This is a genomic window from Pseudomonas sp. FEMGT703P (assembly GCF_002786345.1).
Classification (GTDB): domain Bacteria; phylum Pseudomonadota; class Gammaproteobacteria; order Pseudomonadales; family Pseudomonadaceae; genus Aquipseudomonas; species Aquipseudomonas peli.
Genome location: NZ_PGCM01000003.1, coordinates 13,428 through 38,759, shown reverse-complemented (window position 1 = coordinate 38,759; position 25,332 = coordinate 13,428). Strand labels below are relative to the sequence as shown.

22 protein-coding genes are annotated in these 25,332 nt (G+C 59.6%); 11 read left to right on the top strand and 11 right to left on the bottom strand.

Annotated features, from left to right (window positions below; translation table 11 throughout):
* The first annotated feature begins 14 nt into the window (after positions 1–14).
* The 5 genes from CUR33_RS00990 to CUR33_RS00970 all read left to right on the top strand — a co-directional run bounded on the left by CUR33_RS00990 (position 15) and on the right by CUR33_RS00970 (position 5,292).
* A complete protein-coding gene (locus CUR33_RS00990; protein ID WP_289238425.1) occupies positions 15–1,508 on the top strand; it encodes a M20 family peptidase in 1,494 nt (497 codons plus the stop codon).
* 144 nt (positions 1,509–1,652) lie between these two features.
* Positions 1,653–1,868, top strand: a complete 216-nt coding sequence (locus CUR33_RS00985; RefSeq protein WP_289238424.1) for a hypothetical protein — start codon at positions 1,653–1,655, stop codon at positions 1,866–1,868.
* A 216-nt stretch (positions 1,869–2,084) separates the two neighbouring features.
* Entirely contained in the window at positions 2,085–2,567 is a 483-nt protein-coding gene (locus CUR33_RS00980) for a hypothetical protein (protein ID WP_289238423.1), read from the top strand.
* Between the two features lie 202 nt (positions 2,568–2,769).
* A complete protein-coding gene (locus tag CUR33_RS00975; protein ID WP_289238422.1) occupies positions 2,770–4,968 on the top strand; it encodes an OsmC domain/YcaO domain-containing protein in 2,199 nt (732 codons plus the stop codon).
* Positions 4,969–5,040: 72 nt separating this feature from the next.
* The gene (locus tag CUR33_RS00970; protein ID WP_090254542.1) at positions 5,041–5,292 is read left to right on the top strand and encodes a TIGR03643 family protein; all 252 of its coding nucleotides are present in this window, start codon (positions 5,041–5,043) and stop codon (positions 5,290–5,292) included.
* Positions 5,293–5,308: 16 nt separating this feature from the next.
* Here the strand turns inward: CUR33_RS00970 and CUR33_RS00965 are convergent, their stop codons facing one another.
* From CUR33_RS00965 to CUR33_RS00925, 9 genes are all read right to left on the bottom strand, one after another.
* A complete protein-coding gene (locus CUR33_RS00965; protein ID WP_289238421.1) occupies positions 5,309–6,247 on the bottom strand; it encodes a sensor domain-containing diguanylate cyclase in 939 nt (312 codons plus the stop codon).
* A gap of 185 nt (positions 6,248–6,432) precedes the next feature.
* Positions 6,433–7,326: an ABC transporter permease subunit gene (locus CUR33_RS00960; RefSeq protein ID WP_090254539.1), complete on the bottom strand. Its 894-nt coding sequence runs from the start codon at positions 7,324–7,326 to the stop codon at positions 6,433–6,435.
* Positions 7,323–8,204 (bottom strand): ABC transporter permease subunit, encoded by an 882-nt coding sequence (locus CUR33_RS00955; RefSeq protein WP_167147075.1) that lies wholly within the window; start codon positions 8,202–8,204, stop codon positions 7,323–7,325. The genes CUR33_RS00960 and CUR33_RS00955 overlap by 4 nt, the downstream gene beginning before the upstream one ends.
* 26 nt (positions 8,205–8,230) lie before the next feature.
* Entirely contained in the window at positions 8,231–9,373 is a 1,143-nt protein-coding gene (gene potA / locus CUR33_RS00950; RefSeq protein WP_090254534.1) for a polyamine ABC transporter ATP-binding protein, read from the bottom strand.
* A gap of 113 nt (positions 9,374–9,486) precedes the next feature.
* The gene (locus tag CUR33_RS00945) at positions 9,487–10,578 is read right to left on the bottom strand and encodes a polyamine ABC transporter substrate-binding protein (protein WP_160086611.1); all 1,092 of its coding nucleotides are present in this window, start codon (positions 10,576–10,578) and stop codon (positions 9,487–9,489) included.
* A gap of 68 nt (positions 10,579–10,646) precedes the next feature.
* Positions 10,647–11,744: an extracellular solute-binding protein gene (locus CUR33_RS00940; RefSeq protein WP_090254529.1), complete on the bottom strand. Its 1,098-nt coding sequence runs from the start codon at positions 11,742–11,744 to the stop codon at positions 10,647–10,649.
* Between the two features lie 158 nt (positions 11,745–11,902).
* Positions 11,903–13,276 carry an aspartate aminotransferase family protein gene (locus CUR33_RS00935; protein ID WP_090254527.1) on the bottom strand — a complete coding sequence of 458 codons (1,374 nt, stop codon included), beginning with the start codon at positions 13,274–13,276 and terminating at the stop codon, positions 11,903–11,905.
* Between the two features lie 97 nt (positions 13,277–13,373).
* Entirely contained in the window at positions 13,374–14,732 is a 1,359-nt protein-coding gene (locus CUR33_RS00930; RefSeq protein WP_090254525.1) for a glutamine synthetase family protein, read from the bottom strand.
* Between the two features lie 43 nt (positions 14,733–14,775).
* On the bottom strand, positions 14,776–15,528 hold the full coding sequence (locus CUR33_RS00925) for a gamma-glutamyl-gamma-aminobutyrate hydrolase family protein (RefSeq protein WP_289238420.1): 753 nt from the start codon (positions 15,526–15,528) through the stop codon (positions 14,776–14,778).
* A 276-nt stretch (positions 15,529–15,804) separates the two neighbouring features.
* Here CUR33_RS00925 and CUR33_RS00920 point away from each other — a divergent pair, with 276 nt between their 5' ends.
* Both CUR33_RS00920 and CUR33_RS00915 read left to right on the top strand, forming a co-directional pair.
* Entirely contained in the window at positions 15,805–17,181 is a 1,377-nt protein-coding gene (locus CUR33_RS00920) for a glutamine synthetase family protein (RefSeq protein ID WP_090254520.1), read from the top strand.
* Positions 17,182–17,345: 164 nt separating this feature from the next.
* Positions 17,346–18,404 carry a polyamine ABC transporter substrate-binding protein gene (locus CUR33_RS00915; RefSeq protein WP_289238419.1) on the top strand — a complete coding sequence of 353 codons (1,059 nt, stop codon included), beginning with the start codon at positions 17,346–17,348 and terminating at the stop codon, positions 18,402–18,404.
* 62 nt (positions 18,405–18,466) lie between these two features.
* On the opposite strand, the gene CUR33_RS00910 is transcribed toward CUR33_RS00915, so the two are convergent.
* The gene (locus CUR33_RS00910) at positions 18,467–19,831 is read right to left on the bottom strand and encodes a CYTH domain-containing protein (RefSeq protein ID WP_289238418.1); all 1,365 of its coding nucleotides are present in this window, start codon (positions 19,829–19,831) and stop codon (positions 18,467–18,469) included.
* A gap of 112 nt (positions 19,832–19,943) precedes the next feature.
* On the opposite strand from CUR33_RS00910, the gene CUR33_RS00905 reads away from it, so the two are divergent.
* The 4 genes from CUR33_RS00905 (at position 19,944) to argA (ending at position 24,576) form a co-directional block, all read left to right on the top strand.
* A complete protein-coding gene (locus tag CUR33_RS00905) occupies positions 19,944–20,621 on the top strand; it encodes a TIGR00153 family protein (protein WP_090254514.1) in 678 nt (225 codons plus the stop codon).
* 39 nt (positions 20,622–20,660) lie between these two features.
* Entirely contained in the window at positions 20,661–21,926 is a 1,266-nt protein-coding gene (locus tag CUR33_RS00900) for an inorganic phosphate transporter (protein WP_090254511.1), read from the top strand.
* A gap of 69 nt (positions 21,927–21,995) precedes the next feature.
* Complete coding sequence (gene argE / locus CUR33_RS00895; protein ID WP_289238417.1) at positions 21,996–23,174, top strand: acetylornithine deacetylase; 1,179 nt, start codon at positions 21,996–21,998, stop codon at positions 23,172–23,174.
* Between the two features lie 103 nt (positions 23,175–23,277).
* Positions 23,278–24,576 carry an amino-acid N-acetyltransferase gene (gene argA, locus CUR33_RS00890; protein WP_289238416.1) on the top strand — a complete coding sequence of 433 codons (1,299 nt, stop codon included), beginning with the start codon at positions 23,278–23,280 and terminating at the stop codon, positions 24,574–24,576.
* 30 nt (positions 24,577–24,606) lie between these two features.
* Here the strand turns inward: argA and CUR33_RS00885 are convergent, their stop codons facing one another.
* Positions 24,607–25,239, bottom strand: a complete 633-nt coding sequence (locus CUR33_RS00885; RefSeq protein WP_289238415.1) for a TetR/AcrR family transcriptional regulator — start codon at positions 25,237–25,239, stop codon at positions 24,607–24,609.
* Between the last annotated feature and the right edge of the window lie 93 nt (positions 25,240–25,332).

Below are 25,332 nucleotides of genomic sequence, written 5' to 3'. Positions count from 1 at the left end.
CAAGGAGAACGGCGATGAAACGCCTGTTACTGCTTCTGCTGCTCATCCTGCTCGGCCTGCTGGCCGTGGTGGTAGGCCGCACCCTGCTGCTACCGGCTGCGGCTTACAACAGCGCGCCGGTCAGTCTGCCCGAAGGGCTGGATGGTCAACGCGCTGCCGAAAGCCTGGCGGCTGCCATTCGTCTGCCGACCCTGTCGCATCAGGTCGGCGCGCCGGCCAGCCAACTGGCGGCCAGCAACGCCGCCTTTGCCGGCATGCGTGACTGGCTGGCACAGCGCTACCCACAGGTCACCGCCAACACTGAGCCGCTCGCCACTGGCAGCCCGAGCATCCTGCTGCGCTGGCCGGGCAAGGACGCGCAATTACCCGCTGCCCTGCTGATGGCGCACCAGGACGTGGTGCCCGTCGCACCGGGCACCGAAGCGCTGTGGACCCATCCGCCATTCTCCGGGGCGATTGCCGAGGGTTTTGTCTGGGGCCGTGGCGCCATCGACAGCAAAGGCTCGATGGTGGCGATTCTCGAAGCGGTGGAAACCCTGATCGCCCAGGGTTTCCAGCCACAACGCGACGTGCTGCTGGCCTTCGGTCACGATGAAGAAATCGGCGGCCACCAGGGCAACCGACGCATCGCCGCGCAGTTGCAGGAACAGGGCAAACGCCTGGCTTGGGTCAGCGATGAAGGCGGCTTTGTGGTGCGCGGGCAAATCCCCGGCGTCAGCCAGGACGTAGCTGTGGTCGGCATTGCGGAAAAGGGCTACGTCAGCCTGACCCTGCAAGCCAACGCCCAGGGTGGTCATTCCTCACAGCCGCCCGCCTTTGATGAAACCGCCATCGGCCGTCTCAGCCAAGCCCTGCAACGGGTGGGCGATGCGCCCTTCCAGCGCGGCTTCGACGGCCCCACTGGCGACCTGCTGGCCAGCTTCACCCCAGCGCAATCCTTCGGCTACCGACTGATCTTCGCCAACCTCTGGCTGTTCGGCCCGCTGGTGGAACAACAACTGGCCGCCTCGCCGGCCGGCGCTGCACAACTGCAAACCTCGCTGTCGCCGACGCTGCTGCGCGCCGGCATCAAGGAAAACGTCCTGCCGCCCAGCGCCCGCGCCACCCTCAACCTGCGCATCCACCCGCGCGACAGCATCGCCAGCGTGGCCGAACATGTACGCAGCGCCGTGGCGGATGAACAGATTCAGGTCAAAGTCATGCCCGGCGGGCGCGAGCCTTCGGCGGTATCCGATGTCAGAGGCGAGGCCTATCAACAGTTCGCCGAGGTGATCCGCCAGAGTTTCGGCAATACCCTGGTCAGCCCCAACCTCACCGTCGGCGGCACTGATTCGCGCTATTACGAGCCGCTGACCGACAACGTCTTCCGCTTCAGCCCACTGCTGATGGAGCGCGACGACCTGCCGCGTATGCACGGCACCAACGAGCGCATAGCGATCGATACGTTGGCCAATGCCAGTGGCTTCTACTACCGCCTGCTGCAAAGCCTGAACACCTCGGCCAACTAGACCGAGAACACACGAGGGGCGCAATACCCCTCAGCAGCCCTATAGGTCGGACAACGCGAAGCGTGTCCGCCTTATGCTCACTTGAGCCCCCCAGTGGATACAGGCAGACTGCCAGCAGGACACTGCGACCCCACGGGGCACGATATGGACGTTGTAAAAAGCCTCACGTCAGGCAAGAACGGCAGCAAACACTTTGTCGAACGCTACGACGCCGAACAGCAGTTCAGCTACACCACCGTCGAACTGATCGTCGAAAGCAAACACAAACCACCCAAACCCGCACCCAACCGCCCAAACAACCAGCAGCGTTGGTATTCGTGCGCGTCGGTTTTCACGAGAAGGACATGCAGCTGGCGGTAAAGTAGGCTGGTGGTAAGTGGCAGCCTGAACAGAAAGCCTGGCTGCTGAGTTACAAAGTAGCAATCGAGCTTGGACTGCAAGAACGGATCATTAATCGCGGATGGTCAGATATGGATACAAGATGGCCAGATTTGGATACTTATTGCCAGCAGTGGCAACAGTGTGCAGATATGGACATGTCGTCTAATTATATTTAAGTGTCTTCGGGAAGAAATCATGGAATTTAAAGTAGGAGTTTTTACCTTCGGAAGATGCGACAAAATTGCGGCGGAATGGATGCACAAGCATGGCCAGACCTTACTTAAATATTCATTATCAATTATATTCATATGGCTTGGAGCTCTAAAACCACTTGGCCTAAGTCCAGTAAATGACCTAGTGACAAATACAATAACGTGGCTGCCTCCAGATTTATTTATCCCTATATTAGGTGCTTGGGAAATTGCTATTGGCGTTTGCCTTCTGATCAAGCCCCTATTGAGAGTCGCATTAACATTACTATTTTTGCAGCTTTTCGGAACAATATTGCCATTATTCATCTTGCCCGAAGTGTGCTTCATTAAGTTCCCTTACGCACTAACACTTGAAGGCCAATACATAATCAAAAATTGCGTAATATTAAGCGCTGCGATTGTCGTTGGTGGCGGATTAAGCAAAGAAACTTCCCAGTTCGCGGGCAAATGCGTGCAAGACACTTAACAACAGGTTCAAACCGTTCGCTTCGTTAAACGGTACGGGCTAAAGCCCGCCCCTGAGGCGGAGGCCGGCACTCAATCGACACAGTAGCAGACGGCGTCAGCCCGCTGCTCGCTCGTCAGTCCTATCCGCACCGCGCACCACTTCCCGCCGAAAACCCGGATAATGGCCGCCATTCGTTTAGCCCGTATTCTGGTAATCCCGTATGGAAATCAAGGTCAAGTTTCTCGACAACCTCCGACTTGAAGCCAAGTTCGATGACTTCACGGTGGTGGCTGACCAGCCCATCCGCTACAAGGGCGATGGCTCAGCGCCGGGGCCGTTTGATTATTTTCTGGCTTCATCGGCGTTGTGCGCGGCGTACTTTGTGAAGCTGTATTGCGATACCCGCAACATCCCCACCGACAACATCCGCCTGTCGCAGAACAACATCGTTGACCCGGAAAACCGCTACCAGCAGATCTTTAAGATTCAGGTCGAGTTGCCGGCAGATATCTCCGAGAAGGATCGCCTGGGCATTCTGCGCTCCATCGACCGTTGCACAGTGAAGAAGGTGGTGCAGGCCGGGCCGGAGTTCGTGATTGAAGAGGTGGAAAACCTCGACGCCGATGCCCAGGCATTGTTGATCCCAGCGCTGACGGCCGGTGAAGGCACGCGCATCCTCGGCAAGGACCTGCCGCTGGAAGAAACCATCGCCAATATGTCGGGCATCATGGCCAAGCTCGGCATGAAGATTGAGATCGCCTCGTGGCGCAATATCGTGCCCAACGTGTGGTCGCTGCATATCCGCGATGCGCATTCGCCGATGTGCTTTACCAACGGCAAGGGCGCGACCAAGGAAGGCGCGCTGGCGTCGGCACTGGGCGAGTTTATCGAGCGGCTGAACTGCAATTTCTTCTACAACGATCAGTTCTGGGGTGAGGAGATCGCCAATGCGGCGTTCGTGCATTACCCGGACGAGCGCTGGTTCAAACCGGGACCCAAGGATGCGTTGCCAGCGGAGATTCTCGACGATTACTGCCTGGCGATTTACAACCCGGACGACGAGCTGCGCGGCTCGCACCTGTACGACACCAACTCGGGCAATACGCTGCGCGGCATCTGCTCGCTGCCGTTTGTACGTCAGTCCGATGGCGAGGTGGTGTACTTCCCGTCCAACCTGATCGAGAACCTGTTCCTGAGCAACGGCATGAGCGCCGGCAACACCCTTGCTGAGGCGCAGGTGCAGTGCCTGTCGGAGATTTTCGAGCGCGCAGTTAAACGCGAAATCCTCGAAGGAGAGCTGTGCCTGCCTGACGTGCCAGCCGAGGTGTTGGCCAAGTATCCGGCCATCCTCGCCGGTATTCAGGGCCTCGAAGCACAGGGCTTCCCGGTATTGGTGAAGGACGCCTCCCTGGGCGGCGAATTCCCGGTGATGTGTGTGACCCTGATGAACCCGCGCACTGGCGGCGTGTTCGCCTCGTTCGGCGCGCACCCAAGCTTTGAAGTGGCGCTGGAGCGCAGCCTGACTGAATTGCTGCAGGGCCGTAGCTTCGAGGGCCTGAATGATCTGCCGCCGCCGACCTTTGAAAGCCAGGCGCTGATGGAGCCGAATAACTTCGTCGAGCATTTCATCGACTCCAGCGGCGTGGTGTCGTGGCGCTTCTTCAGCGCTAAAGCCGATTACGAATTCGTCGAGTGGGACTTCTCCAGCGAAGGCGAGCAGGCCAACGCCGAGGAGGCCGCCACCCTATTCGGCATCCTCGAAACCATGGGCAAAGAAGCCTATATGGCGGTGTACGAGCACCTGGGCGCCACGGCCTGCCGCATCCTGGTGCCAGGCTATTCGGAGATCTACCCGGTTGAGGACCTGATCTGGGATAACACCAACAAGGCGCTGCTGTTCCGCGCGGACATCCTCAACCTGCACAGCCTGAATGATCGCGGCCTGAAATCCCTGCTGCGCAACCTGGAAAACAGCGATGTCGACGATTACACCGATATCACCACGCTGATCGGCGTCGAGTTCGATGACAACACAGTGTGGGGCCAGCTGACGATTCTGGAGCTGAAACTGCTGATCCACCTCGCCCTGAAGAAGTACGACGACGCCAAAGAACTTGTGGAAATGTTCCTGCAGTACAACGACAACACCGTCGAGCGCGGCCTGTTCTATCAGGCGTTGAACGCGGCGCTGGAAGTGCAGTTGGACGACGAACTGGAGATGAGCGACTTCGAGCCGAACTTCCGCCGCATGTTTGGCAATGAGCGCATGGACGCGGTACTGGGCTCACTGGACGGTAGCGTGCGCTTCTACGGCCTGACGCCGACCAATATGCAGCTGGAAGGGCTGGACCGCCATCTGCGGCTGATAGAAAGCTACAAGAAGCTGCATGCCGCGCGGGCCCAGGCAGTGCTGGGCTGACAGCTTGAATAACCTGCAAGGTGGCGCAGCTCGCGGGGCTGCCCGACGTGCTCAGACGGATTGAGGTGCAAGATGCTGCAATCAGCAGATGAGGTGTCACGGGTGATCGAGATGGCCTGGGAAGATCGCACCCCATTTGAGGCCATTGAGGTGCAGTTTGGCCTGCCCGAAGCGCAGGTGATCGCCTTGATGCGGCGCCACCTCAAACCGAGCAGCTTCAAGCTGTGGCGTGAACGGGTCAGTGGTCGGCAGACCAAGCACCTGCAGCTGCGTGACCCGCAGGTGTCACGGGCGTATTGCCCAAGCCAATACAAGCCGCGTTAACGCGTAACCAGGCGCCTTAAGGGGCTGCGGCCAGCATGGCCTGGTTACGCCCGGCGTGCTTGGCCTTGTAGAGCAGGCGATCAACCTGTTCGAGGAAGGCCTGGGGCGCGTCGAGCGGGCCCGGTGTCAGGGTACCTACACCGAGGCTCAGGGTCAGCCATGTACTGACGCGCGAATGCGCGTGGTGAATCTGTTGCTCATGTATCAGCTGGCGGCAGCGCTCGGCAACCTGGGCAGCTGCCTGGGCATCGGTTTCCGGCAGCAGCAGAACAAACTCCTCACCGCCATAGCGGGCCATCAGGTCACGCGGGCGCACGGCGGCGGCACTCAAGGCCCGAGCAACGCCTTTCAGGCAATCATCGCCCTGGATATGCCCGTAGTGATCGTTGTATTCCTTGAAGTAGTCGATATCCAGCAGGATCAGTGACAGCGGCTGACCGGTGCGCTGAGCGTTGCTCCACTCCACCTGTAAGCGGCTGTCGAACATGCGTCGGTTGGCCACGCCGGTGAGGCCGTCGAGGTATGACAGCTCTTCCAACTGTTGCTGCAATTGCTGCAGCTGCTGTTCGGTCTGCTTACGCTCGCTGATGTCGAACATAAAGCCAATCAGCGACTCCACCTCGCCCGCTTCATTACGCAGCACATGCACCACATCGCGAATCCACACATAACCGCCATCTCGGGTCAGGGCGCGGTAGTCGGCCTCATGGTCGGTGCCCGCCTGGGACTGCGACACACAGAAGGCCACAACGCTGTCGCGGTCTTCGGGATGCATACGCTCTGCCCAGTCGTTGGCACTGACCCAGCTGGCCTGCGGCCAACCGAGCAGGGTTTCGATCTGCGGGCCGATGTAGGCGAAAGTCATGCTCGCCCAGTCGATCTTCCAGGGGATGGCCTTGGTCGACTCCAGCAGGGTCTTGTACACCGCGCTTTCGGTGCTGTTTGAGTCGGTCATGGCAGGCAATCCGGACGGCTGATGGCTGATGGCTGATGGCTGATGGCTGATGGCTGATGGCTGATGGCTGAGGTTGTAACCAAGATCAGCGGGCGGTGCAACACTGGCCGGGCTGACTGGTCAGTGCTGCAGCAGAATGCACAAGGGCCGCTAATGCGGCCCTTGTGGGTTACTTCGAGGTGCGATCAGGCATGCACTTGCGATGGATCACGACGGCTGTCGGGGCCGTTCATTAACGCGGCACCGGTGGTTTCATCCATGGCTTGCTGCAGGGCCTTCTTGCGCTTCTCTTCGGCACGGTGGGCGAAGAACCACACCAGGAAGGTGGCGAAGGACACGGCCAGCAGGATCAGGCTGGCCACGGCGTTGATTTCCGGCTTCACGCCCAAACGCACGGCAGAGAAGACTTCCATCGGCAAGGTCGTGGAACCTGGACCGGAGACGAAGCTGGCGAGAACCAGGTCGTCCAGCGACAGGGCAAAGGACATCATGCCGCCGGCCGCCAACGAAGGCGCAATCATCGGGATGGTGATCAGGAAGAACACCTTCCACGGTTTAGCACCCAGATCCATGGCCGCTTCTTCGATGGACAGGTCCAGCTCACGCAGACGCGACGACACCACCACGGCCACATAGGCCGAACAGAAGGTGGTGTGGGCGATCCAGATGGTCAGCACGCCCCGCTCAGCAGGCCAGCCGATCAGCTGGGCCATGGCCACGAACAGCAGCAGCAGCGATAGACCGGTGATCACCTCAGGCATTACCAGCGGCGCGGTGACCAGGCCACCGAACAGCGTGCGACCCTTGAAGCGAGTGACGCGGGTCAGCACGAAGGCGGCCATGGTGCCCAGCGCTACGGCGGCAATCGCGGTGTAGCAGGCGATTTCCAACGAGCGCATGACCGAGTTCATCAGCTGGGTGTTGTCCAGCAGACCCATGTACCACTTCAGCGACCAGCCGCCCCACACCGTTACCAGCCGCGAGGCGTTGAACGAGTAGATGACCAGAATCAGCATGGGCAGGTAGATAAAGGTCAGGCCGGCCCACAGCATGAAGTTGGAGAAACTGAAACGCTTCATGGTCGACCCTCCATCTCTTTCGCTTGGTTACGGTTAAACAGGATGATGGGCACGATCAGGATCGCCAGCATCACCACCGCCAAGGCAGAGGCTACAGGCCAGTCGCGGTTGTTGAAGAACTCTTGCCACAGCACCTTACCAATCATCAGGGTTTCGGGGCCGCCCAGCAGTTCCGGAATCACGAACTCACCCACCACCGGGATAAACACCAGCATGCAGCCGGCGATGATGCCGTTCTTGGCCAACGGCACGGTGATTTTCCAGAAGCTGTTATAGGTGCTCGAACCCAGATCCGCAGCCGCTTCCAACAAGCTCTGGTCGTGTTTTACCAGGTTGGCGAACAGCGGCAGAATCATGAAGGGTAGGTACGAATAAACGATACCGATGTACACCGCCAAGTTGGTGTTGAGGATCTGCAACGGCTCGTTGATCAACCCCAACCACATCAGGAAGCCATTGAGCAGGCCGTTGTTGCTGAGAATACCCATCCAGGCGTACACGCGGATCAGGATGGCCGTCCAGGTCGGCATCATGATCAGCAGCAACAGGACCATCTGCTTATCCTTGTCGGCGCGGGCAATCGCATACGCCATCGGGAAGCCGATGACCAAACACAACAAGGTGCTGACCGCGGCCATTTTCAGGGAGCCCAGGTAAGCAGCCAGGTACAGCGCATCTTCGCTGAGGAAGATGTAGTTACCCAGGTTGAGTACCAGGGTGAATTTGTTTTCCACCCAGGTGTACACGTCGGTGTACGGCGGGATGGCCACGTCGGCTTCGGCGAAGCTGATCTTCAGAACAATGAAGAACGGCAACATAAAGAACAGGAACAGCCAGAGGAACGGCACCCCGATAACCAGGTGCCGGCCCTTGGGCATACGGCGGCTGATGCTTCGGATAATGTTCATGAGCGCAATGCCACCCCGCTATCGTCCTCCCACCAGACGAACACTTCATCGTCCCAGGTAGGTCGGGCGCCACGCCGCTCGGCGTTGGCAACGAAGGATTGCACCACTTTGCCGCTTGGCAGCAGCACGTGGAATACCGAGTGGCCGCCGAGGTAGGCGATGTCATGCACGGTGCCGCGCGACCAGTTGTATTCGCAGGTCGGTTGCTCGGTGGTGACGATCAACTTCTCCGGGCGAATCGCGTAGGTGATGCTCTTATCCTGCACCGAGGTGCTGACGCCGTGGCCAACGTAGATGTTGCGTTCCAGATCCGGGCTGGCGATCAGTGCATGGCCTTCCATGTCCTCGACCACCTGGCCTTCGAACAGGTTGACGTTGCCGATAAATTCGCAGACCAGGCGGCTGGTCGGGGTTTCGTAGATGTCCACCGGGCTGCCGATTTGGGCGATCCAGCCCAGGTGCATGATGGCAATGCGCTGGGCCATGGTCATGGCCTCTTCCTGGTCGTGGGTCACCATCACGCAGGTTACGCCGACGCGCTCGATGATCTCGACAAGCTCAAGCTGCATTTGCGAGCGCAGCTTCTTGTCCAAAGCACCCATAGGTTCGTCGAGCAGCAACAGTTTCGGGCGTTTGGCCAACGAACGGGCCAGGGCCACACGCTGACGCTGACCACCGGAGAGCTGGTGCGGCTTGCGCTTGGCGTACTGGGTCATGTGCACCAGTTTGAGCATCTCGTCGACGCGGGCGTCGATTTCAGCCTTAGGCAGTTTGTCCTGCTTGAGGCCGAAGGCGATGTTGTCAGCCACGCTCATGTGCGGGAACAGCGCGTAGGACTGGAACATCATGTTGATTGGCCGCTCGTAGGGCGGCAGGTCGGTAATGTCGACACCGTCCAGAATGATGCGCCCTTCTGTCGGTCGCTCGAAGCCGGCGAGCATGCGCAGCAGGGTCGATTTACCCGAGCCGGAACCGCCGAGCAGGGCGAAGATTTCGCCTTTGTTGATGGTCAGCGAAACGTCATCAACGGCGATGGTTTCATCAAATTTCTTGGTTACGCGCTCGATCTTGACCAGCACCTCTTTCGGTTGCTGATCACCCTCGAGAACCTTTTTATAGGCACTGGAAGCAACTGCCATTACCAAAACTCCCGCAAATAATGGGTCGTGGACCCGAATAAAATCTGCCGCGCATCACGCAGCGGGCCGTACGGTCAGGCAAAGCCTGCCGTACGCTGTGTTTCAGCTTCCGCTTACTGGCCTGACTTGATCTTCGACCAGGCGCGCGTCATCGCACGCTGGATCTTCGGTGGCAGCTCAGCAGAGATGTAGAGACGGTCCAGCACGGCTTGCGCTGGATAGACCGACGGATCGTTACGCACTTCCTGGTCCATCAGTTCGCCCGCCTTGAGGTTCGGGTTGGCGTAACCCACATAGTCACTGACCTTGGCGATCACCGCAGGGTCAAGCAAGTAGTTGATGAAGGCATGCGCTTCCTTGACGTTCTTCGCATCGGCCGGAATGGCCATCAGGTCGAACCACAGGTTGGCGCCTTCCTTGGGAATACTGTAGGCAATCTCGATGCCTTTACCGGCTTCTTCAGCACGCGCCGCTGCTTGGAATACATCGCCGGAATAACCGAACGCTACACAGATGTCGCCGTTGGCCAGGTCGCCAATGTACTTCGAGGAATGGAAGTAAGTGACGTAAGGACGCACGGCCATCAGCTTGGCTTCGGCTTTCTGATAGTCCTCGGCATTGGTGCTGCGTGGGTCAAGGCCCAGGTAGTTAAGGACGGCCGGGAACATCTCGTCGGGCGAATCCATGAAGGCCACGCCGCAGGCGTTGAGCTTCTTCAGGTTCTCTGGCTCGAAGAGCATGGCCCAGGAGTCGATCTCGTCGACGCCGAGTACTTCTTTGACCTTGGCCACGTTATAGCCAATGCCATTGGTGCCCCACAGGTACGGCACCGAATACAGGTTGCCAGGATCGTTGACCTCCAGCTGCTTGAGCAGCGCGGGATCAAGGTTCTCCCAGTTCGGCAGCAGACTGCGGTCGAGCTTCTGGAACGCGCCCGCCTTGATCTGCTTGCCGAGGAAATGGTTGGACGGCACCACGATGTCGTAGCCGGAACGGCCCGCCAGCAGTTTGCCTTCCAGGGTTTCATTGGAGTCGAACACGTCATACATGGCTTTGATGCCAGTAGCCTTCTGGAAGTCGGCCAGGGTGGTTTCGCCGATGTAGTCAGACCAGTTGTAGACATTGACTACGGGTTCAGCGGCTTGCACAGCGCTGATGCTGACGGCGGCGGCCAGCAGGCCAGCCAGAAGTGGGGTACGACGCATAGGAGCTTCCTTATTGTTGTGGGTGAATGCGGCGGAGCAAGCCACCGCACACCGTTAGGGCTATGGCATTACTTACCCGATTTGATCTTGGTCCAGCTGCGGTTCATCGCGCGTTGCGCGTTAGCTGGCAGATCCGGGAAGGTGTAGATCTTGGCCATGGTGGCAGCGTCCGGGTAAATGCCCGGGTCGTTGCGCAGCACTTCGTCAACCAGCGGGGTGGCCGCCGCGTTGCCGTTCGGGAACTGCACGAAGTTGGTGATGTTGGCCATCACGTCTGGCTTCATCAGGTAGTTGAGGAACACGTGAGCGGCTTCGACGTTTTTCGCATCAGCCGGGATGGCCATCATGTCGAAGAAGCTACCAGCACCTTCTTTCGGGATGCTGTAGGAGATGTTCACGCCGTTCTTGGCTTCTTCAGCACGGGACTTGGACTGGTACAGGTCGCCCGAGTAGCCGATGGCCACACAGATGTTGCCGTTGGCCAGGTCACCGATGTACTTGGAGCTGTGGAAGTAGGAGGTCGAGGAACGGATCGAGAGGAACAGTTCTTCGGCTTTCTTCAGCTCGGCAGCATTGGTGCTATCGGATTTGAAGCCCAGGTAGTTGAGGGCTGCTGGGAGGATTTCGGTCGGTGAATCGAGGAAGGACACACCGCAGTCTTTCAGCTTGGCGATGTTTTCCGGCTTGAACACCAGGTCCCAGGAATTGACCGGTGCGTCTTCGCCCAGGGCCGCTTTAACCTTGTCGACGTTGTAACCGATGCCGATGGTGCCCCACATGTAAGGGATCGAGTACTGATTACCTGGATCGCTTGGGTCGAGGGCCTTAAGCAGGCTCTTGTCGAGGTTTTCCCAGTTTGGCAGCTTGGACTTGTCCAGCTTCTGGAACACACCGGCCTTGATCTGCTTGGCCAGGAATGGGTTGGACGGTACCACGATGTCGTAACCGGAGCTGCCGGCCAGCAGTTTGGCTTCCAGGGTTTCGTTGCTATCAAAGACGTCGTAGACGACCTTGATACCGGTTTCCTTCTGGAAGTTGTCGAGGGTGTCTTCTGCGATGTAGTCGGACCAGTTGTAAACGTGCAGGACCTTGTCATCCGCGTGTGCGGCACTCACTACGGCCCCAGCAAGGGACAACGCGAGAAGGGTTTTGCCGAATGTGTTCATGCGTACAGCTCCTGTTGTTGTAGTCGTTTTCCGGAAGATGCGCAGCCATCTGCAGCACCTTCCGGTGAGCCTGAGCTACGCATTGGCGCAGTCTGGCAAGGTCACCACCCGTTGACAACTTTCAGACGTAAGCATCTGAAACCAAAGGTAATTGAACCTTAAACCAGCACCTCTGCGGCAGTCAGGTCGAGGCATTTACGGGCCTTTTCAACCAGTTCGTCGATTTCCGCGTGGCTGATTACCAGCGGCGGCGAGATGATCATGGTGTCGCCCACGGCGCGCATGATCAGCCCGTTATTAAAGCAGTGACCGCGGCAGATCATGCCAACGCCGACATCTCCGGCAAAACGTTGACGGCTGGCCTTGTCCTGCACCAACTCAATGGCGCCCAACATGCCAACGCCACGCACTTCACCCACCAGCGGGTGATCAGCCAGTTCACGCAAACGCTTTTGCAAATACGGTGCCGTTTCTGCCTTGACGCGCTCAACAATCTTTTCTTCGCGCAGAATGCGCAGGTTTTCCAGCGCCACAGCCGCCGCAACCGGGTGCCCGGAATAAGTGAAGCCGTGGTTGAAGTCACCGCCCTGGTTGAGTACCTCGACGATATCGTCGCGCACGATCAGCCCGCCCATGGGGATGTAGCCACTGGTCAGGCCTTTGGCGATGGTCATCATGTGCGGCGTATTACCGAAGTAATCGCTACCGAACCACTCGCCGGTACGGCCAAAACCGCAGATCACTTCATCGGCAACAAACAGAATGTCGTACTTGGCGAGGATCTCGCGGATACGCGGCCAGTAGCTGTCCGGCGGGATGATCACGCCGCCCGCGCCCTGGATCGGCTCGGCAATAAAGGCGGCGACATTCTCTTCGCCGACTTCGAGGATCTTCTGCTCCAGCCGGTCAGCGGCCCAGATGCCGAACGCTTCGGGGCTCATATCGCCGCCTTCACCGAACCAGTACGGCTGCGGGATGTGCACGATGCCCGGAATCGGCAGGTCGCCCTGCTCATGCATGTACTTCATGCCGCCCAGGCTAGCGCCAGCCACGGTGGAGCCGTGGTAACCGTTAACCCGGCTGATAATGACCTTCTTGTTTGGCTGCCCCTTGATCGCCCAGTAATGGCGCACCATCCGCAGCATGGTGTCGTTGCCTTCCGAACCTGAACCGGTAAAGAACACGTGGTTCATGCCGGCCGGAGCCAGCTCAGAAATCGCCTTGGCCAGCTCCAGCGCGGGCGGCGTGGCGGTCTGGAAGAACATGTTGTAGTAGGGCAGCTCTTGCATCTGTTTCGCAGCCGCGTCTGCCAGTTCCTTGCGACCATAACCAATCGCCACACACCAGAGCCCGGCCATGGCATCGAGGATTTTGTTGCCCTCGCTGTCCCACAGGTACACCCCGTCGGCCTTGGTGATGATGCGCGGCCCATTTTCCGCCAGCTGTTTGAAATCGCTGAACGGCGCGAGGTGGTGTTCGCGGCTCATGGCCTGCCACTCGCGGGTTTTCGGGTTGGTCACTTGACTGTTCATAACAACACCTTGATTACACAGGCTGCGTATTGCCGCAGCCTCAGAAAATTCTTGGTGGCGGCTTGCACAGGGATCACCCACGCCAGCCGCCTGAGGGTTACACCGACAGCAGCAGGAACTCACGTTCCCAGGAGCTGATGACCCGCTTGTAGTTTTCGTGCTCGGCGCGCTTCACGGCGACGTAGCCGCGCATGAATTTTTCACCCAGGAACTTCTCCGCATCCTTACAGGCTTCCATACGTTCCAGCGCGTGCTCGATGGTGATCGGCAGGCGCAGGTTACGGCGCTCATAAGCGCGGCCTTTGACCGGCGCGCTTGGCTTGAAGTCGCCGACCATGCCCATGTAGCCACACAGCAGCGAAGCCGCCAGCACCAGATAAGGGTTGGCGTCGGCACCGGCCAGACGGTTTTCCACGCGACGGTTCTGCGGCGTGGCTTCCGGTACGCGCAGGCCCACGGTACGGTTCTCTTCGCCCCACTCGACGTTCACCGGCGCCGAGGTATCCGGCAGGAAGCGGCGGAACGAGTTGACGTTAGGTGCGAACAGCGGCAGCAGCTCGGGGATGTATTTCTGCAGGCCACCGATGTGCAGCATGAACAGTTCGCTCATGCTGCCATCCGGGTTGGAGAACAGATTCTTGCCGGTTTTGATGTCAACCACGCTCTGGTGGATGTGCATCGCGCTGCCTGGCTGATCAGTGATCGGCTTGGCCATAAAGGTCGCGGCCACATCGTGCTTGAGCGCCGCTTCACGCATGGTGCGCTTAAACACGGTGATCTGGTCGGCCAGGTGCAGGGCCTCGCCATGACGGAAGTTGATTTCCATCTGCGCCGGGCCGTCTTCGTGAATCAGCGTGTCGAGGTCCAGGCCCTGGATTTCACACCAGTCGTAGACGTCTTCAAACAGCGGATCGAATTCGTTAGCGGCATCGATGGAAAACGACTGACGGCCCACTTCCGGACGCCCGGAACGGCCCATCGGCGCGACCAGAGGGAAGTCCGGGTCACTGTTGCGCTTGGTCAGGTAGAACTCCATTTCCGGCGCGACGATTGGCTTCCAGCCCTTGTCCGCGTAGAGCTTGAGCACATTCTTGAGAATGTTGCGCGGCGACAGCTCGATCGGGTTGCCCTGCTTATCAAAGGTGTCGTGAATCACCATCGCAGTCGGCTCAATGGCCCAGGGCACGAGGAATACGGCGTTCTCGTCCGGGCGGCAGAACATATCGATGTCCGCTTCGTCGAGCAGGTCGTAATAGATGTCGTCCTCGACGTAGTCGCCGGTTACGGTCTGCAGCAGCACACTCTCGGGGAGGCGCATGCCCTTCTCGTCGAGGAACTTGTTGGTCGGCGAAATCTTGCCACGGGCAATGCCGGTAAGATCGCTGATCAGGCATTCAACTTCGGTGATTTTGCGTTCTTTCAGCCAGCTCGAGAGCTGGTCTAATTTGGTGCTCATAGAGACCTCAGGGTTGGTTAGAGCCGACTTATATATAGTCGGCTCAGCGTTGCCCCGCCGTCTTCCTGCAAGCCTCACCAAAGGCCTGGAAGATGGCGAGATAATTCGGGTTGGATCGTACCTGCCATTCAGGGTGCCATTGCACCCCCAATGCGAAGCTTTTGGCACCTTCGACGGAGAAGGCTTCGATCAACCCGTCAGGCGCCAGTGCTTCTACGCGAAGGCCCGGCGCCAGACGCTGAACGCCCTGGCCATGAATGGAATTGACTTGAATCTCGCCCGGCAAGCCGATGCCGGCGAGCAGCCCGCCCGGCTGCACATGCAGCGCGTGACGCAGGCCATATTGCTGTTCTGCGGGCAGGTCACTCGGCTCGCGGTGATCCATCAGCCCTGCAACCTCATGTACACGCTGGTGCAGCGCGCCACCGAAGGCCACATTCATCTCCTGAAAGCCACGGCAAATGCCGAGCACCGGGATACCGGCGGCAATTGCTGCTTTAATCAAGGGAAGGGTTGTACTGTCACGCGCCGGGTCATGGGCGGTGCCGGGTTCGCTGGCGTCGCCAGCGTAGTGGTGCGGTTCGACGTTGGATGGCGAGCCGGTAAAAACCAGGCCATCGAGGTGCTGCAGCAGGTAAGCCTGATCCAGTTGCTCACCCAGCGCAGGAATGATCACTGGCATACCGCCAACCACCTGTACGATGGCCTGCAAGTATTTATCGCCTGCGGTGTGGTAGATGTTGTGCCCGATCTGCTTGGTGCAGGCACTAACGCCGATAATCGGCTGGCGCGACATGAGACACCCGTTTTATTGCTGTTATGGGTTTCGACCGAGCTTAGCCTTGTTCATTTTTTTTCACAATAGTCATGTAAAAAATTGAACACACCCGACTGAGCACCCCGGCAGGCAAGGCTTTGAGCAGGGCTGCACTGCCCTGTAATGCCCTAAAACTGGCCATCGAGCACCCTTTTGGGGCAAAATGCGCCTCTCTTGACAGCACCAGGTGTTTAAGATTGACTCACACCTGTGCAGTTGCATGATTGATATTTTTAACAAAAAAGGTGTTGCATCATGTCGGTACCCCCGCGTGCCGTTCAGCTTAACGAAGCGAACGCGTTCCTTAAGAAACATCCTGAGGTCCTGTTCGTCGACCTTCTGATCGCAGATATGAATGGTGTGGTGCGCGGCAAGCGTATCGAGCGTGCGAGCCTGCATAAGGTTTACGAGCGCGGCATTAATCTCCCGGCATCCCTATTCGCCCTCGATATCAACGGCTCAACAGTGGAAAGCACTGGCCTGGGTCTGGATATCGGTGACGCTGACCGGGTCTGCTTTCCCATCCCCAACACCCTGAGCAATGAGCCTTGGCAGAAGCGCCCAACTGCGCAACTGTTGATGACCATGCACGAAATGGAAGGCGAGCCGTTCTTTGCCGACCCACGGGAAGTGTTGCGTCAGGTGGTGGCGAAGTTCGACGAACTGGGCCTTACGATTTGCGCAGCCTTTGAACTTGAGTTCTACCTGATCGACCAAGCCAACGTGAACGGCCGGCCACAGCCACCGTTGTCGCCGCTGTCAGGCAAGCGTCCACAGTCGACCCAGGTGTACCTGATTGACGACCTCGACGAATACGCCGAGTGCCTGCAGGACATCCTTGAAGGCGCCAAAGAGCAGGGCATCCCTGCTGACGCCATCGTCAAGGAAAGCGCCCCGGCCCAGTTCGAAGTGAACCTGCACCACGTGGCCGACCCGATCAAGGCCTGCGACCACGCGCTGCTGCTCAAGCGCCTGGTGAAAAACATCGCTTACGACCATGAGATGGACACCACTTTCATGGCAAAACCGTACCCCAACCAGGCGGGTAACGGTCTGCATGTGCACATTTCGATTCTCGACAAGCAGGGCAACAATATCTTCGCCTGCGATGACCCCGAGCAGAATGACGCCTTGCGCCATGCCATCGGCGGCGTATTGGAAACCATGCCAGCGTCAATGGCGTTCCTCTGCCCTAACGTCAACTCCTACCGTCGTTTCGGCGCGCAGTACTACGTGCCGAACTCACCGTGCTGGGGCATTGACAACCGTACGGTGGCCTTGCGCGTACCTAACGACACAGCCGACGCGGTGCGCATCGAACATCGCGTTGCCGGTGCCGATGCCAACCCGTACCTGCTGATGTCAGCCGTGCTGGCGGGCGTTCACCATGGCCTGACCAACAAGATCGAGCCAAACGCCCCCGTAGAAGGCAACTCCTACGAACAGAACGAGCAGAGCCTGCCGAACAACCTGCGCGATGCCCTGCGCGAGCTGGACGACAGTGAAGTGCTGGCCCGCTACATCGACCCGAAATACATCGACATCTTCGTCGCCTGTAAGGAAAGCGAGTTGGCCGAGTTTGAAAACTCGATCTCCGACCTCGAATACAACTGGTACTTGCACACGGTTTGATGCAACACCCAACGCCGGCCATTGAGCCGGCGTTTTTTATGGCCCTGGCCATTTAATTCCGCGCGTTGCGCAGCCCTGCCGCTTATTCACGCCCCGGCGTGATGACGGGCAGGTTGCGCCGCGCGTTTCAGTTAACGCGACTTCACACTTCTCAGGAGACCTCCATGCCTCGCCTGTTTGCCGCATTGCTACTAGCCCTGACGCCTATGCTGGCCAGCGCCGAAGAGGTGATTCGCGTCTACAACTGGAACGACTACATCGCCCCGCAGGTGCTGAAAGACTTCGAGGCCGAAACCGGCATCCGCGTCGACTACCACACCTACAGCACCGCTGAAGAGTTGGCGGCGGTTCTGGCAACCGGTGAAGCCATTGATGTTGTCGTGCCGTCACACGACGCCCTGCCAGCGATGATCAAGAGCGGCACCCTGCAACCGCTGGATTTCAGCCTGCTGCCCAACCGCAAACACCTCGACAAGCAGCTACTCAGCACCCTAGTCGCCCTCGACCCCGCCAATCGCCATGCAGTGCCCTACCTATGGGGCGCGGTCGGGCTGGCGATCAACACGCCGCAGGCCGAAGCAGCCTTTGGCGGCCCGCTGCCCAATAGCTGGAGCCTGCTATTTGATGCGGAGCAAAGCGCGCGTCTCGCCAGTTGCGGCATCAGCGTGCTGGACGCTCCTGACGAGACCTTGACCCTGCTGCTCAACTATCAGGGCCGCAGCCTGGCGCGTAGCGCACCGAGCCGTATCGAACGTTCCAGCCGTGTCTTGGACGGTTTACGGCCGAACCTGCGCTACGTCGACAGCGAGCGCTACATCGAGGATCTCAACCAGGGCAAGTTGTGTGTGGCCATGGCCTGGGTCGGTGATGCCCTGGCCGCCGCGGATGCCGGGCAGCCCGTGCGCTTTTTAGTGCCGGATGAAGGCTCGATCCTGTTTATCGACAACCTGGTGATTCCCAGCAGCGCCACGCGCGTCGACCTGGCGCATCGCTTTATCGATTACCTGATGCAGCCCAAGGTGGCGGCACTGATCACCGCCGAAACCCTGTACCCCAGTGGCAATGCTGATTCGCGCGAGTTTCTTGACGAAGCCCTGCGCAACCAGCCCGACCTCTACCCGGACCGCGATACCAAACGCCGCTTGCACCCGCTGGAAACCCTGCCAGAAAAACACAGCGCAACGCGCGACGCCGTGTGGACGCGCTTTCGGGATGGCAGTTGAGTGATGCGAGAAGAGCCCGGGGATGATCCGGGCTCCTGAAAAAGCCGACAGCAACGCGGCCGTTACTTGACCAGCTGACGCCAGGCTTTCAGCGAACCAATGGTCAGCAGCTGCGCCTTGCGCGCCTCTAGCACGTCCGGATCGATGGACTGATTGGCCAGCTCCACCAACTTGTTCAGCTCGCCATACAGGCGATCGACCTCGGGTACCTCAAGCACACCACGCGCCAGGTGCAACCAAACCAGCAGGCGCTCGATACGTGGTAGCTGCTCGGCGAGGTCTTCCGGCTGCTGCACATAACGCCGCAGCTGCAAGGCCTCGCCTTCATCCGCAACCAGAGTCGGCAGCCAGTTGCCCAGGGGCGCTGCGCCCTGACGGTTGCCACGGTTGTTACGCTCCACCGTCCAGTTGCGCGCCAACAACCAGCGCGACAGGTTCAGCGAAAACAGCCCCCAGCGATTACCCTGCAACTCGGCAGCGAACAACGCCGGTGCATTCTTGCGCAGGCTGTCATTGTCCTGGCCGGCCAGAACGCGTGGGCGCCACTCCAACAACAGGGCATCCAATAGCTCGCGCAGCGCATGACTGCTGGCGCGCGGCGCCGCCTGGCCGAGACTGCCGAGCAATGCACGTAGACCGATCAGTTGCTCCAGCCAATCGACCAGCAAACGCCAGTGGCCATTGAAGCGGTACTGTTCGGCCAGGCGCTGGCTGCTGCCAAGGAGGTGCCAGGCCAGTGCCGCAACGCTGTCATCCAGACTGGTTTGCGCAGTCAGGCTCGGCGCCGGCAGATTCAGGCTGTAGCTGCCGGCATCGAACAGGCGATAACCGCGCTCGGCCTTGCTGATATCGCAGGGCATCAACGCCAGGTCGGCCGCCAACTCAGCGGCCAGCTCCAGCAATGCCTCAGGCTCACCCTGGCGCAGCTCAAGCTCCAGCTCGCAGATTTCCTCTTCGCCTTCACCAGCAATCACCTTACCGAGGTCCAGCGCCGCCTCAATCACCACCTTGGCCTTGCCGCGACCCCAGGCGATTTCCGCCTTCTCACGGATAAAGTCGGTGGTGAAGATCGGCATCAGCTGTTTCTTGTCCAGGTCGGCCAAGGCCGCCGGCCAGCAGCTGTCATCGAGTTTTTTCAGGTCCAGCTTGGCCTTGGCCAGGTTCCAGTCCCACTCATTGCGCTCGGACAAACCGGCCACGCTCTGCCCGCGGGTTTTCAGGGTCTGGATGAGCTGCTCGCCGTCACGGCGCACGCGCAAGGCGACCTTGGCCGCCGCGAGGTCACGCTCGGGGGTATCGAAGTACTGATTGAACAGTTCGCGCTGCTCCCAACCACTCTTGTTGCGCTTCTTCAGCAACGGGTGATCACGCAGGGCGGCCAGGGTTTCACGGCTAACCCGCAGTTTAATTTCGGTTTCTTTGTTCATGATGGTGGGAATCAACGCCTACTATGAAATTGTGACAGTCCGATTACATGCGCTGGCGAGCCTGCGGACTGATCCGTATACTTGCCGCCTTCTTAACGCCGGGGTTCACCCTATGCCAGTCAATCCATTTGCCAGCCTGTTTGGCCGTTCACCGATTGGGCCGATGCAAAAACACTTTGCTAAAGCCCACGAGTGCGCAGCCAATCTTGTGCCTTTCTTCGAAGCCGTGATGGTTGAAGATTGGGCCAAGGTGGAACAGGTACAACAGGAAATGGCCAGCCTCGAACATGAGGCCGACAAGCTCAAGAAAAGCGTGCGTTTGCACCTGCCCAAGAGCCTATTCCTGCCCGTACCGCGCTCGGATCTGCTTGAGCTGCTGAGTGTACAGGACAAAGTCGCCAACCGCGCCAAGGACATCGCCGGCCTTATGCTGGGCCGCGAAATGGCCATTCCACAGGCACTGCAGCCGCTGATGCGGGCTTTTGTGCAGCGTACCGTAGATGCCAGCGCACAAGCGCTGAAAGCCATGAACGAGCTCGACGAGCTGCTGGAAACCGGCTTCGGTGGCCGTGAAGCGGCGCTGGTCGAATCCATGGTCATGGAGCTGGAACAGATCGAACGTGACACCGACAAGATGCAGATCGACGTCCGCCGTGCACTGTTCAAACTGGAAAAGGACCTTCCTGCTGTCGATGTGATGTTTCTCTACAAGATCATCGAATGGATCGGCGACGTAGCCGACCGTGCCGAACGTGTCGGCAACCGACTGGAACAACTGCTGGCGCGCTAAGCGCCAGTGTCCTTTCTGGAATCTACGGATTAATTATTTATGTCTCTGATTGCGGACTACGGTCTCCTTCTCTTGGTGCTCGCCTGTCTTTTTGGCTTTTTCATGGCCTGGGGCGTGGGCGCCAATGACGTGGCCAACGCCATGGGTACCTCGGTGGGCTCCAAAGCCCTAACCATCAAACAGGCGATCTGTATCGCCATGGTTTTCGAATTCTGCGGTGCCTATCTGGCAGGCGGTGAGGTAACCGAAACCATCAAGAACGGTATTGTTGATGCCGAAGCGATCACGCCTGACCTTATGGTGCTGGGCATGATGTCCGCGCTGCTGGCGGCCGGCACTTGGCTACTGATTGCCACCAGCCGTGGCTGGCCTGTCTCCACCACGCACTCGATTGTCGGCGCGGTGATTGGCTTTGCTGCCGTTGGTGTATCGATGGAAGCCGTGCAGTGGGCTGCCGTCGGCCCAATCGTGGCCAGCTGGGTAGTGACTCCTGTGCTCTCGGGCCTAGTCGCGTTCGGCCTGTTTATGAGCGTGCAGAAGCTGATCATCAATACCGATAATCCCTTCCTGAATGCCAAGCGCTTCGTGCCGCTGTATATGTTCCTGACCGGTTTTATGGTCGCGATCATGACCCTGACCAAAGGCCTCAAGCACATCGGCCTGGAGCTCAACAGCAACCAGAATCTGATGCTGGCTGCCGGCGTTGGCGTACTGGTGATGCTGCTGGGCATCGCTCTGCTAAGCCGGATCACGGTCGATGAAGAAGCTGACAAAGACTTCCACTACGCCAGCGTGGAGAAAGTCTTCGCCGTATTGATGGTCTTTACCGCCTGCGCCATGGCCTTCGCTCACGGCGCCAACGACGTGGCCAACGCAGTCGGCCCACTGGCGGCAATTGTCGGGGTCATCCAATCCGGCGGCGACCTGACTATCGGCTCGAAGTCTGCCGTACCTGGCTGGGTATTGCTGCTCGGCGCTGTAGGTATCGTGATCGGTCTGGCCACCTACGGCTACAAGGTGATCGCGACCATCGGCAAGGAAATCACCGAGCTGACTCCAAGCCGCGGTTTTGCTGCTGAACTGGCCACCGCCTCTACCGTGGTCGGCGCATCGGCCATCGGCTTACCGGTGTCTACCACCCACACCCTGGTCGGTGCGGTATTGGGCATTGGTATCGCACGCGGTATCGGCGCGCTGAATCTGGGCGTGATCGGTTCGATCTTTATGTCGTGGATCATCACCCTGCCAGCGGGCGCGGCACTATCGATTTTCTTCTTCTTCATCATGCGCGGTATCTTCCTCTAAATACCCGCTGCACGGTTTTATCTGCGCAGGCGATGGCCCTATGATGGGCCTCGCTTGCGGAGATGACCGATGCCCCTGCCTTCTTTCAAAGACCAATTCGCCGCCCTGATCGCCGCTCCATCGGTGAGCTGCACCCAGGCGCATTGGGACCAGTCCAACCGCGCCGTTATTGAGCTGCTAGCAAGCTGGCTCGGCGACCTCGGTTTCGCCTGCGATGTGCAGCAAGTCGCCCCCGGCAAATTCAATCTGCTTGCCAGCTACGGCTCTGGTCCAGGCGGCCTGGTGCTGGCCGGGCACAGTGACACCGTGCCGTTCGACGCCGCGCTGTGGCAGACCGACCCGCTCAAGCTCACCGAAGTCGATGGCCGCTGGGTGGGCCTCGGCAGTTGCGACATGAAGGGCTTTTTCGCCCTGATCATCGAAGCCGTGCAACCCTTGCTGACACAGCGTTTCCAGCAGCCGCTGCTGATCCTCGCCACCTGCGATGAAGAAAGCTCGATGTCCGGCGCCCGCGCCCTGGCGCAAGCCGGACAGCCGCTGGGCCGTGCGGCAGTGATTGGCGAACCGACCGGCCTCAAGCCCATCCGCCTGCACAAGGGCATTATGATGGAGCGCATCGATATTCTTGGGCAAAGCGGCCACTCTTCAGACCCGAGCCTCGGTCACAGCGCCTTGGAAGCCATGCAGGACGTGATGATCGAGCTGCGCGGCCTGCGTGCGCAGTGGCAGCGCGAGTACAATAATCCGCAATTCAGCGTGCCCACGCCGACCCTGAACTTCGGCTGCATCCACGGCGGCGACAACCCCAACCGCATCTGCGGCCAATGCTCGCTGGAATTCGACCTGCGCCCGCTGCCGGGCATGCAGCCAGAAGCCCTGCGCGCGGCAATCCGCCAGAAGCTGCAACCGTTAGCTGAGCAGCATCAGGTGAAGATCGATTTCGCCCCGCTGTTTCCCAGCGTGCCGCCCTTCGAGCAAAACGCCGACAGTGAGCTGGTGCGCATTGCCGAGCGTCTGACCGGACACAGCGCCACAGCGGTGGCATTTGCCACCGAAGCGCCTTATCTTCAGCAGCTTGGCTGCGAAACCCTGGTACTCGGCCCTGGCGATATCGACTGCGCCCACCAGCCTGGCGAGTACCTGGAAATGTCACGTTTGCAGCCTACTGTGCGTCTGCTGCAGCAGCTGATCGAACACTACTGCCTGCAAACCAAACAACCTGAGTCATCCGGAGGAGAGAACGCGTGAAGCTGCCCCAACTGCGACGATAAAACCGCTGCTCTCGGCTGCCGCCTGGCGCGACCTTGCGCCCTTCCCATGCGTTCCGTATTCGACACAGGTTCTTCAAGCAATGCACGACCACGTCAACTGGCTCCGCCACGCTTCGCCCTATATCAATGCCCACCGTGACTGCACCTTTGTGGTTATGCTGCCGGGCGAGGGTGTTGCTCACCCGAATTTCGGCAATATCGTCCACGACCTGGTGCTGCTGCACAGCCTCGGCGTACGCCTGGTGCTGGTGCACGGCTCGCGCCCGCAGATCGAGGCACGACTGGCCAACAACGGCCTCACTCCACGCTTTCACCGTGACCTACGGATCACCGACAGCCCGACCCTGGAATGCGTGATCGATGCCGTCGGCCAGCTGCGCATCGCCATCGAAGCACGCCTGTCAATGGACATGGCGCGCTCGCCGATGCAGGGCTCGCGCCTGCGCATCACCAGCGGCAACTTCGTCACTGCGCGGCCGATTGGCGTGGTCGATGGCGTCGACTATCACCACACCGGCGAAGTTCGCCGCATCGACCGCAAAGGCATCAATCGCCAGCTGGATGAGCGCAGCATCGTGCTGCTCTCGCCGCTGGGTTACTCACCGACCGGTGAGATCTTCAACCTGGCCTGCGAAGACGTCGCCACCCGCGCCGCCATCGACCTGGACGCAGACAAGTTGCTGCTGTTCGGCGCCGAGTGCGGCCTGCTCGACGAAGCCGGCAAACTGGTGCGTGAACTGCGTCCGCAGCAGGTGCCCGTGCACCTGCTGCGCCTGGGCAGCAGCTACCAGGCTGAACTGCTGGATGCCGCCGCCGAAGCTTGCAAGGCCGGGGTACGCCGCAGCCATATCGTCAGCTATGCGGAAGACGGGGCACTGCTTAGCGAGCTGTTCACCCGCACCGGCAACGGCACTCTGGTGGCGCAGGAGCAGTTTGAATCACTGCGCGAAGCGACCATCGAGGATGTTGGCGGCCTGATGGAACTGATCACCCCGCTGGAAGACCAAGGCATTCTGGTGCGCCGCTCACGCGAGGTGCTGGAGCGTGAGATTGAGCAGTTCAGCATTGTCGAACGTGAAGGGTTGATCATCGCCTGCGCCGCGCTGTACCAGATTGCCGACTCGGATTTCGGCGAGCTGGCGTGCCTGGCGGTCAACCCGGCCTACCGCCATGGCGGACGCGGTGATGAGTTGCTCGAACGCATCGAAGAACGCGCCCGTGCCCAGGGCCTGAAAACCCTGTTCGTACTTACCACGCGCACGGCCCACTGGTTCCGCGAACGCGGCTTTATGCCCAGCAGCGTCGACCGCCTGCCGGCTGCGCGCGCCTCGCTGTACAACTACCAGCGCAACTCGCAGGTATTTGAAAAGGCGCTCTGAACGAGCGGTGGTGGAAATTGAAAAGGGCGCTTAGAGCGCCCTTTTTGGTAGATGGGGTGGCAGATAAAGACTGAGATAGGCATCGAACACCCGCATGCCTTCCTCAGCCATGCGCGGGGTGATGGCGCCGTGCAGCTGCACCGAGCGGGCATAAACTCGGTCGCCCAGCTCCATGGCCAGGGCGAACACATCGACATCCTCCGGCAGCTGCGGCAACGGGAAGTGGTGATCGAACAACTGCTGCATCAACTGGCCCAGCTCAAGATCGTGCTGACGATCCGCCTGAGTGACTTCGGCCAGGCCGTGCTGAGCCAAAATCAACTGGCGCGCGGCGGCATCGGCGGCATAGATCGCCAGCATGCGCTGCTCCACTAAACGCGACAGGTCACGCCAGTCGCGCAGTTGCGCATGTTCAATCGGTTCCTGCAGGCAGGCGCGAAACGCGCTGTGGATATCCGCAGTCAGCCCTTCCAGTAAGGCGGGCACACTGGCGAAGAAGTGGTACACCGAAGACGGCGGAATCTGCGCGCGCTCCGCCACGCTGTAGATCGACAGGCTGGCCACGCCCTGCTCGGCCAGCAACTCACGGGCAGCAGCCAGAATGCCGACGATGCGACTCTGGCTACTGGCGCGGGGTTTGCGAACTACAGGGGAGCGTGACATGGCGAGACTCGGAGCATGGAAATAGGGCGGATGACATTTCGCCGCCTACCCTACACCGAACCCATAGCCCGGATAAAATCCGGGAACGCTTTT

Excerpts from the sequence above, each read along its gene's own strand:
- potA (WP_090254534.1), bottom strand. The coding sequence starts at position 9,373 with ATGGCAGTTGCTTCCAGTGCCTATAAAAAGGTTCTCGAGGGTGATCAG.
- CUR33_RS00980 (WP_289238423.1), top strand. The coding sequence starts at position 2,085 with ATGGAATTTAAAGTAGGAGTTTTTACCTTCGGAAGATGCGACAAAATT.
- CUR33_RS00940 (WP_090254529.1), bottom strand. The coding sequence starts at position 11,744 with ATGAACACATTCGGCAAAACCCTTCTCGCGTTGTCCCTTGCTGGGGCC.
- CUR33_RS00915 (WP_289238419.1), top strand. The coding sequence starts at position 17,346 with ATGCCTCGCCTGTTTGCCGCATTGCTACTAGCCCTGACGCCTATGCTG.
- argE (WP_289238417.1), top strand. The coding sequence starts at position 21,996 with ATGCCCCTGCCTTCTTTCAAAGACCAATTCGCCGCCCTGATCGCCGCT.
- CUR33_RS00985 (WP_289238424.1), top strand. The coding sequence starts at position 1,653 with ATGGACGTTGTAAAAAGCCTCACGTCAGGCAAGAACGGCAGCAAACAC.
- CUR33_RS00925 (WP_289238420.1), bottom strand. The coding sequence starts at position 15,528 with ATGTCGCGCCAGCCGATTATCGGCGTTAGTGCCTGCACCAAGCAGATC.
- CUR33_RS00960 (WP_090254539.1), bottom strand. The coding sequence starts at position 7,326 with ATGAAGCGTTTCAGTTTCTCCAACTTCATGCTGTGGGCCGGCCTGACC.
- CUR33_RS00975 (WP_289238422.1), top strand. The coding sequence starts at position 2,770 with ATGGAAATCAAGGTCAAGTTTCTCGACAACCTCCGACTTGAAGCCAAG.
- CUR33_RS00935 (WP_090254527.1), bottom strand. The coding sequence starts at position 13,276 with ATGAACAGTCAAGTGACCAACCCGAAAACCCGCGAGTGGCAGGCCATG.
- CUR33_RS00930 (WP_090254525.1), bottom strand. The coding sequence starts at position 14,732 with ATGAGCACCAAATTAGACCAGCTCTCGAGCTGGCTGAAAGAACGCAAA.
- CUR33_RS00955 (WP_167147075.1), bottom strand. The coding sequence starts at position 8,204 with ATGCCCAAGGGCCGGCACCTGGTTATCGGGGTGCCGTTCCTCTGGCTG.
- CUR33_RS00945 (WP_160086611.1), bottom strand. The coding sequence starts at position 10,578 with ATGCGTCGTACCCCACTTCTGGCTGGCCTGCTGGCCGCCGCCGTCAGC.
- CUR33_RS00885 (WP_289238415.1), bottom strand. The coding sequence starts at position 25,239 with ATGTCACGCTCCCCTGTAGTTCGCAAACCCCGCGCCAGTAGCCAGAGT.
- CUR33_RS00920 (WP_090254520.1), top strand. The coding sequence starts at position 15,805 with ATGTCGGTACCCCCGCGTGCCGTTCAGCTTAACGAAGCGAACGCGTTC.
- CUR33_RS00970 (WP_090254542.1), top strand. The coding sequence starts at position 5,041 with ATGCTGCAATCAGCAGATGAGGTGTCACGGGTGATCGAGATGGCCTGG.
- CUR33_RS00905 (WP_090254514.1), top strand. The coding sequence starts at position 19,944 with ATGCCAGTCAATCCATTTGCCAGCCTGTTTGGCCGTTCACCGATTGGG.
- CUR33_RS00965 (WP_289238421.1), bottom strand. The coding sequence starts at position 6,247 with ATGACCGACTCAAACAGCACCGAAAGCGCGGTGTACAAGACCCTGCTG.
- argA (WP_289238416.1), top strand. The coding sequence starts at position 23,278 with ATGCACGACCACGTCAACTGGCTCCGCCACGCTTCGCCCTATATCAAT.
- CUR33_RS00900 (WP_090254511.1), top strand. The coding sequence starts at position 20,661 with ATGTCTCTGATTGCGGACTACGGTCTCCTTCTCTTGGTGCTCGCCTGT.
- CUR33_RS00990 (WP_289238425.1), top strand. The coding sequence starts at position 15 with ATGAAACGCCTGTTACTGCTTCTGCTGCTCATCCTGCTCGGCCTGCTG.
- CUR33_RS00910 (WP_289238418.1), bottom strand. The coding sequence starts at position 19,831 with ATGAACAAAGAAACCGAAATTAAACTGCGGGTTAGCCGTGAAACCCTG.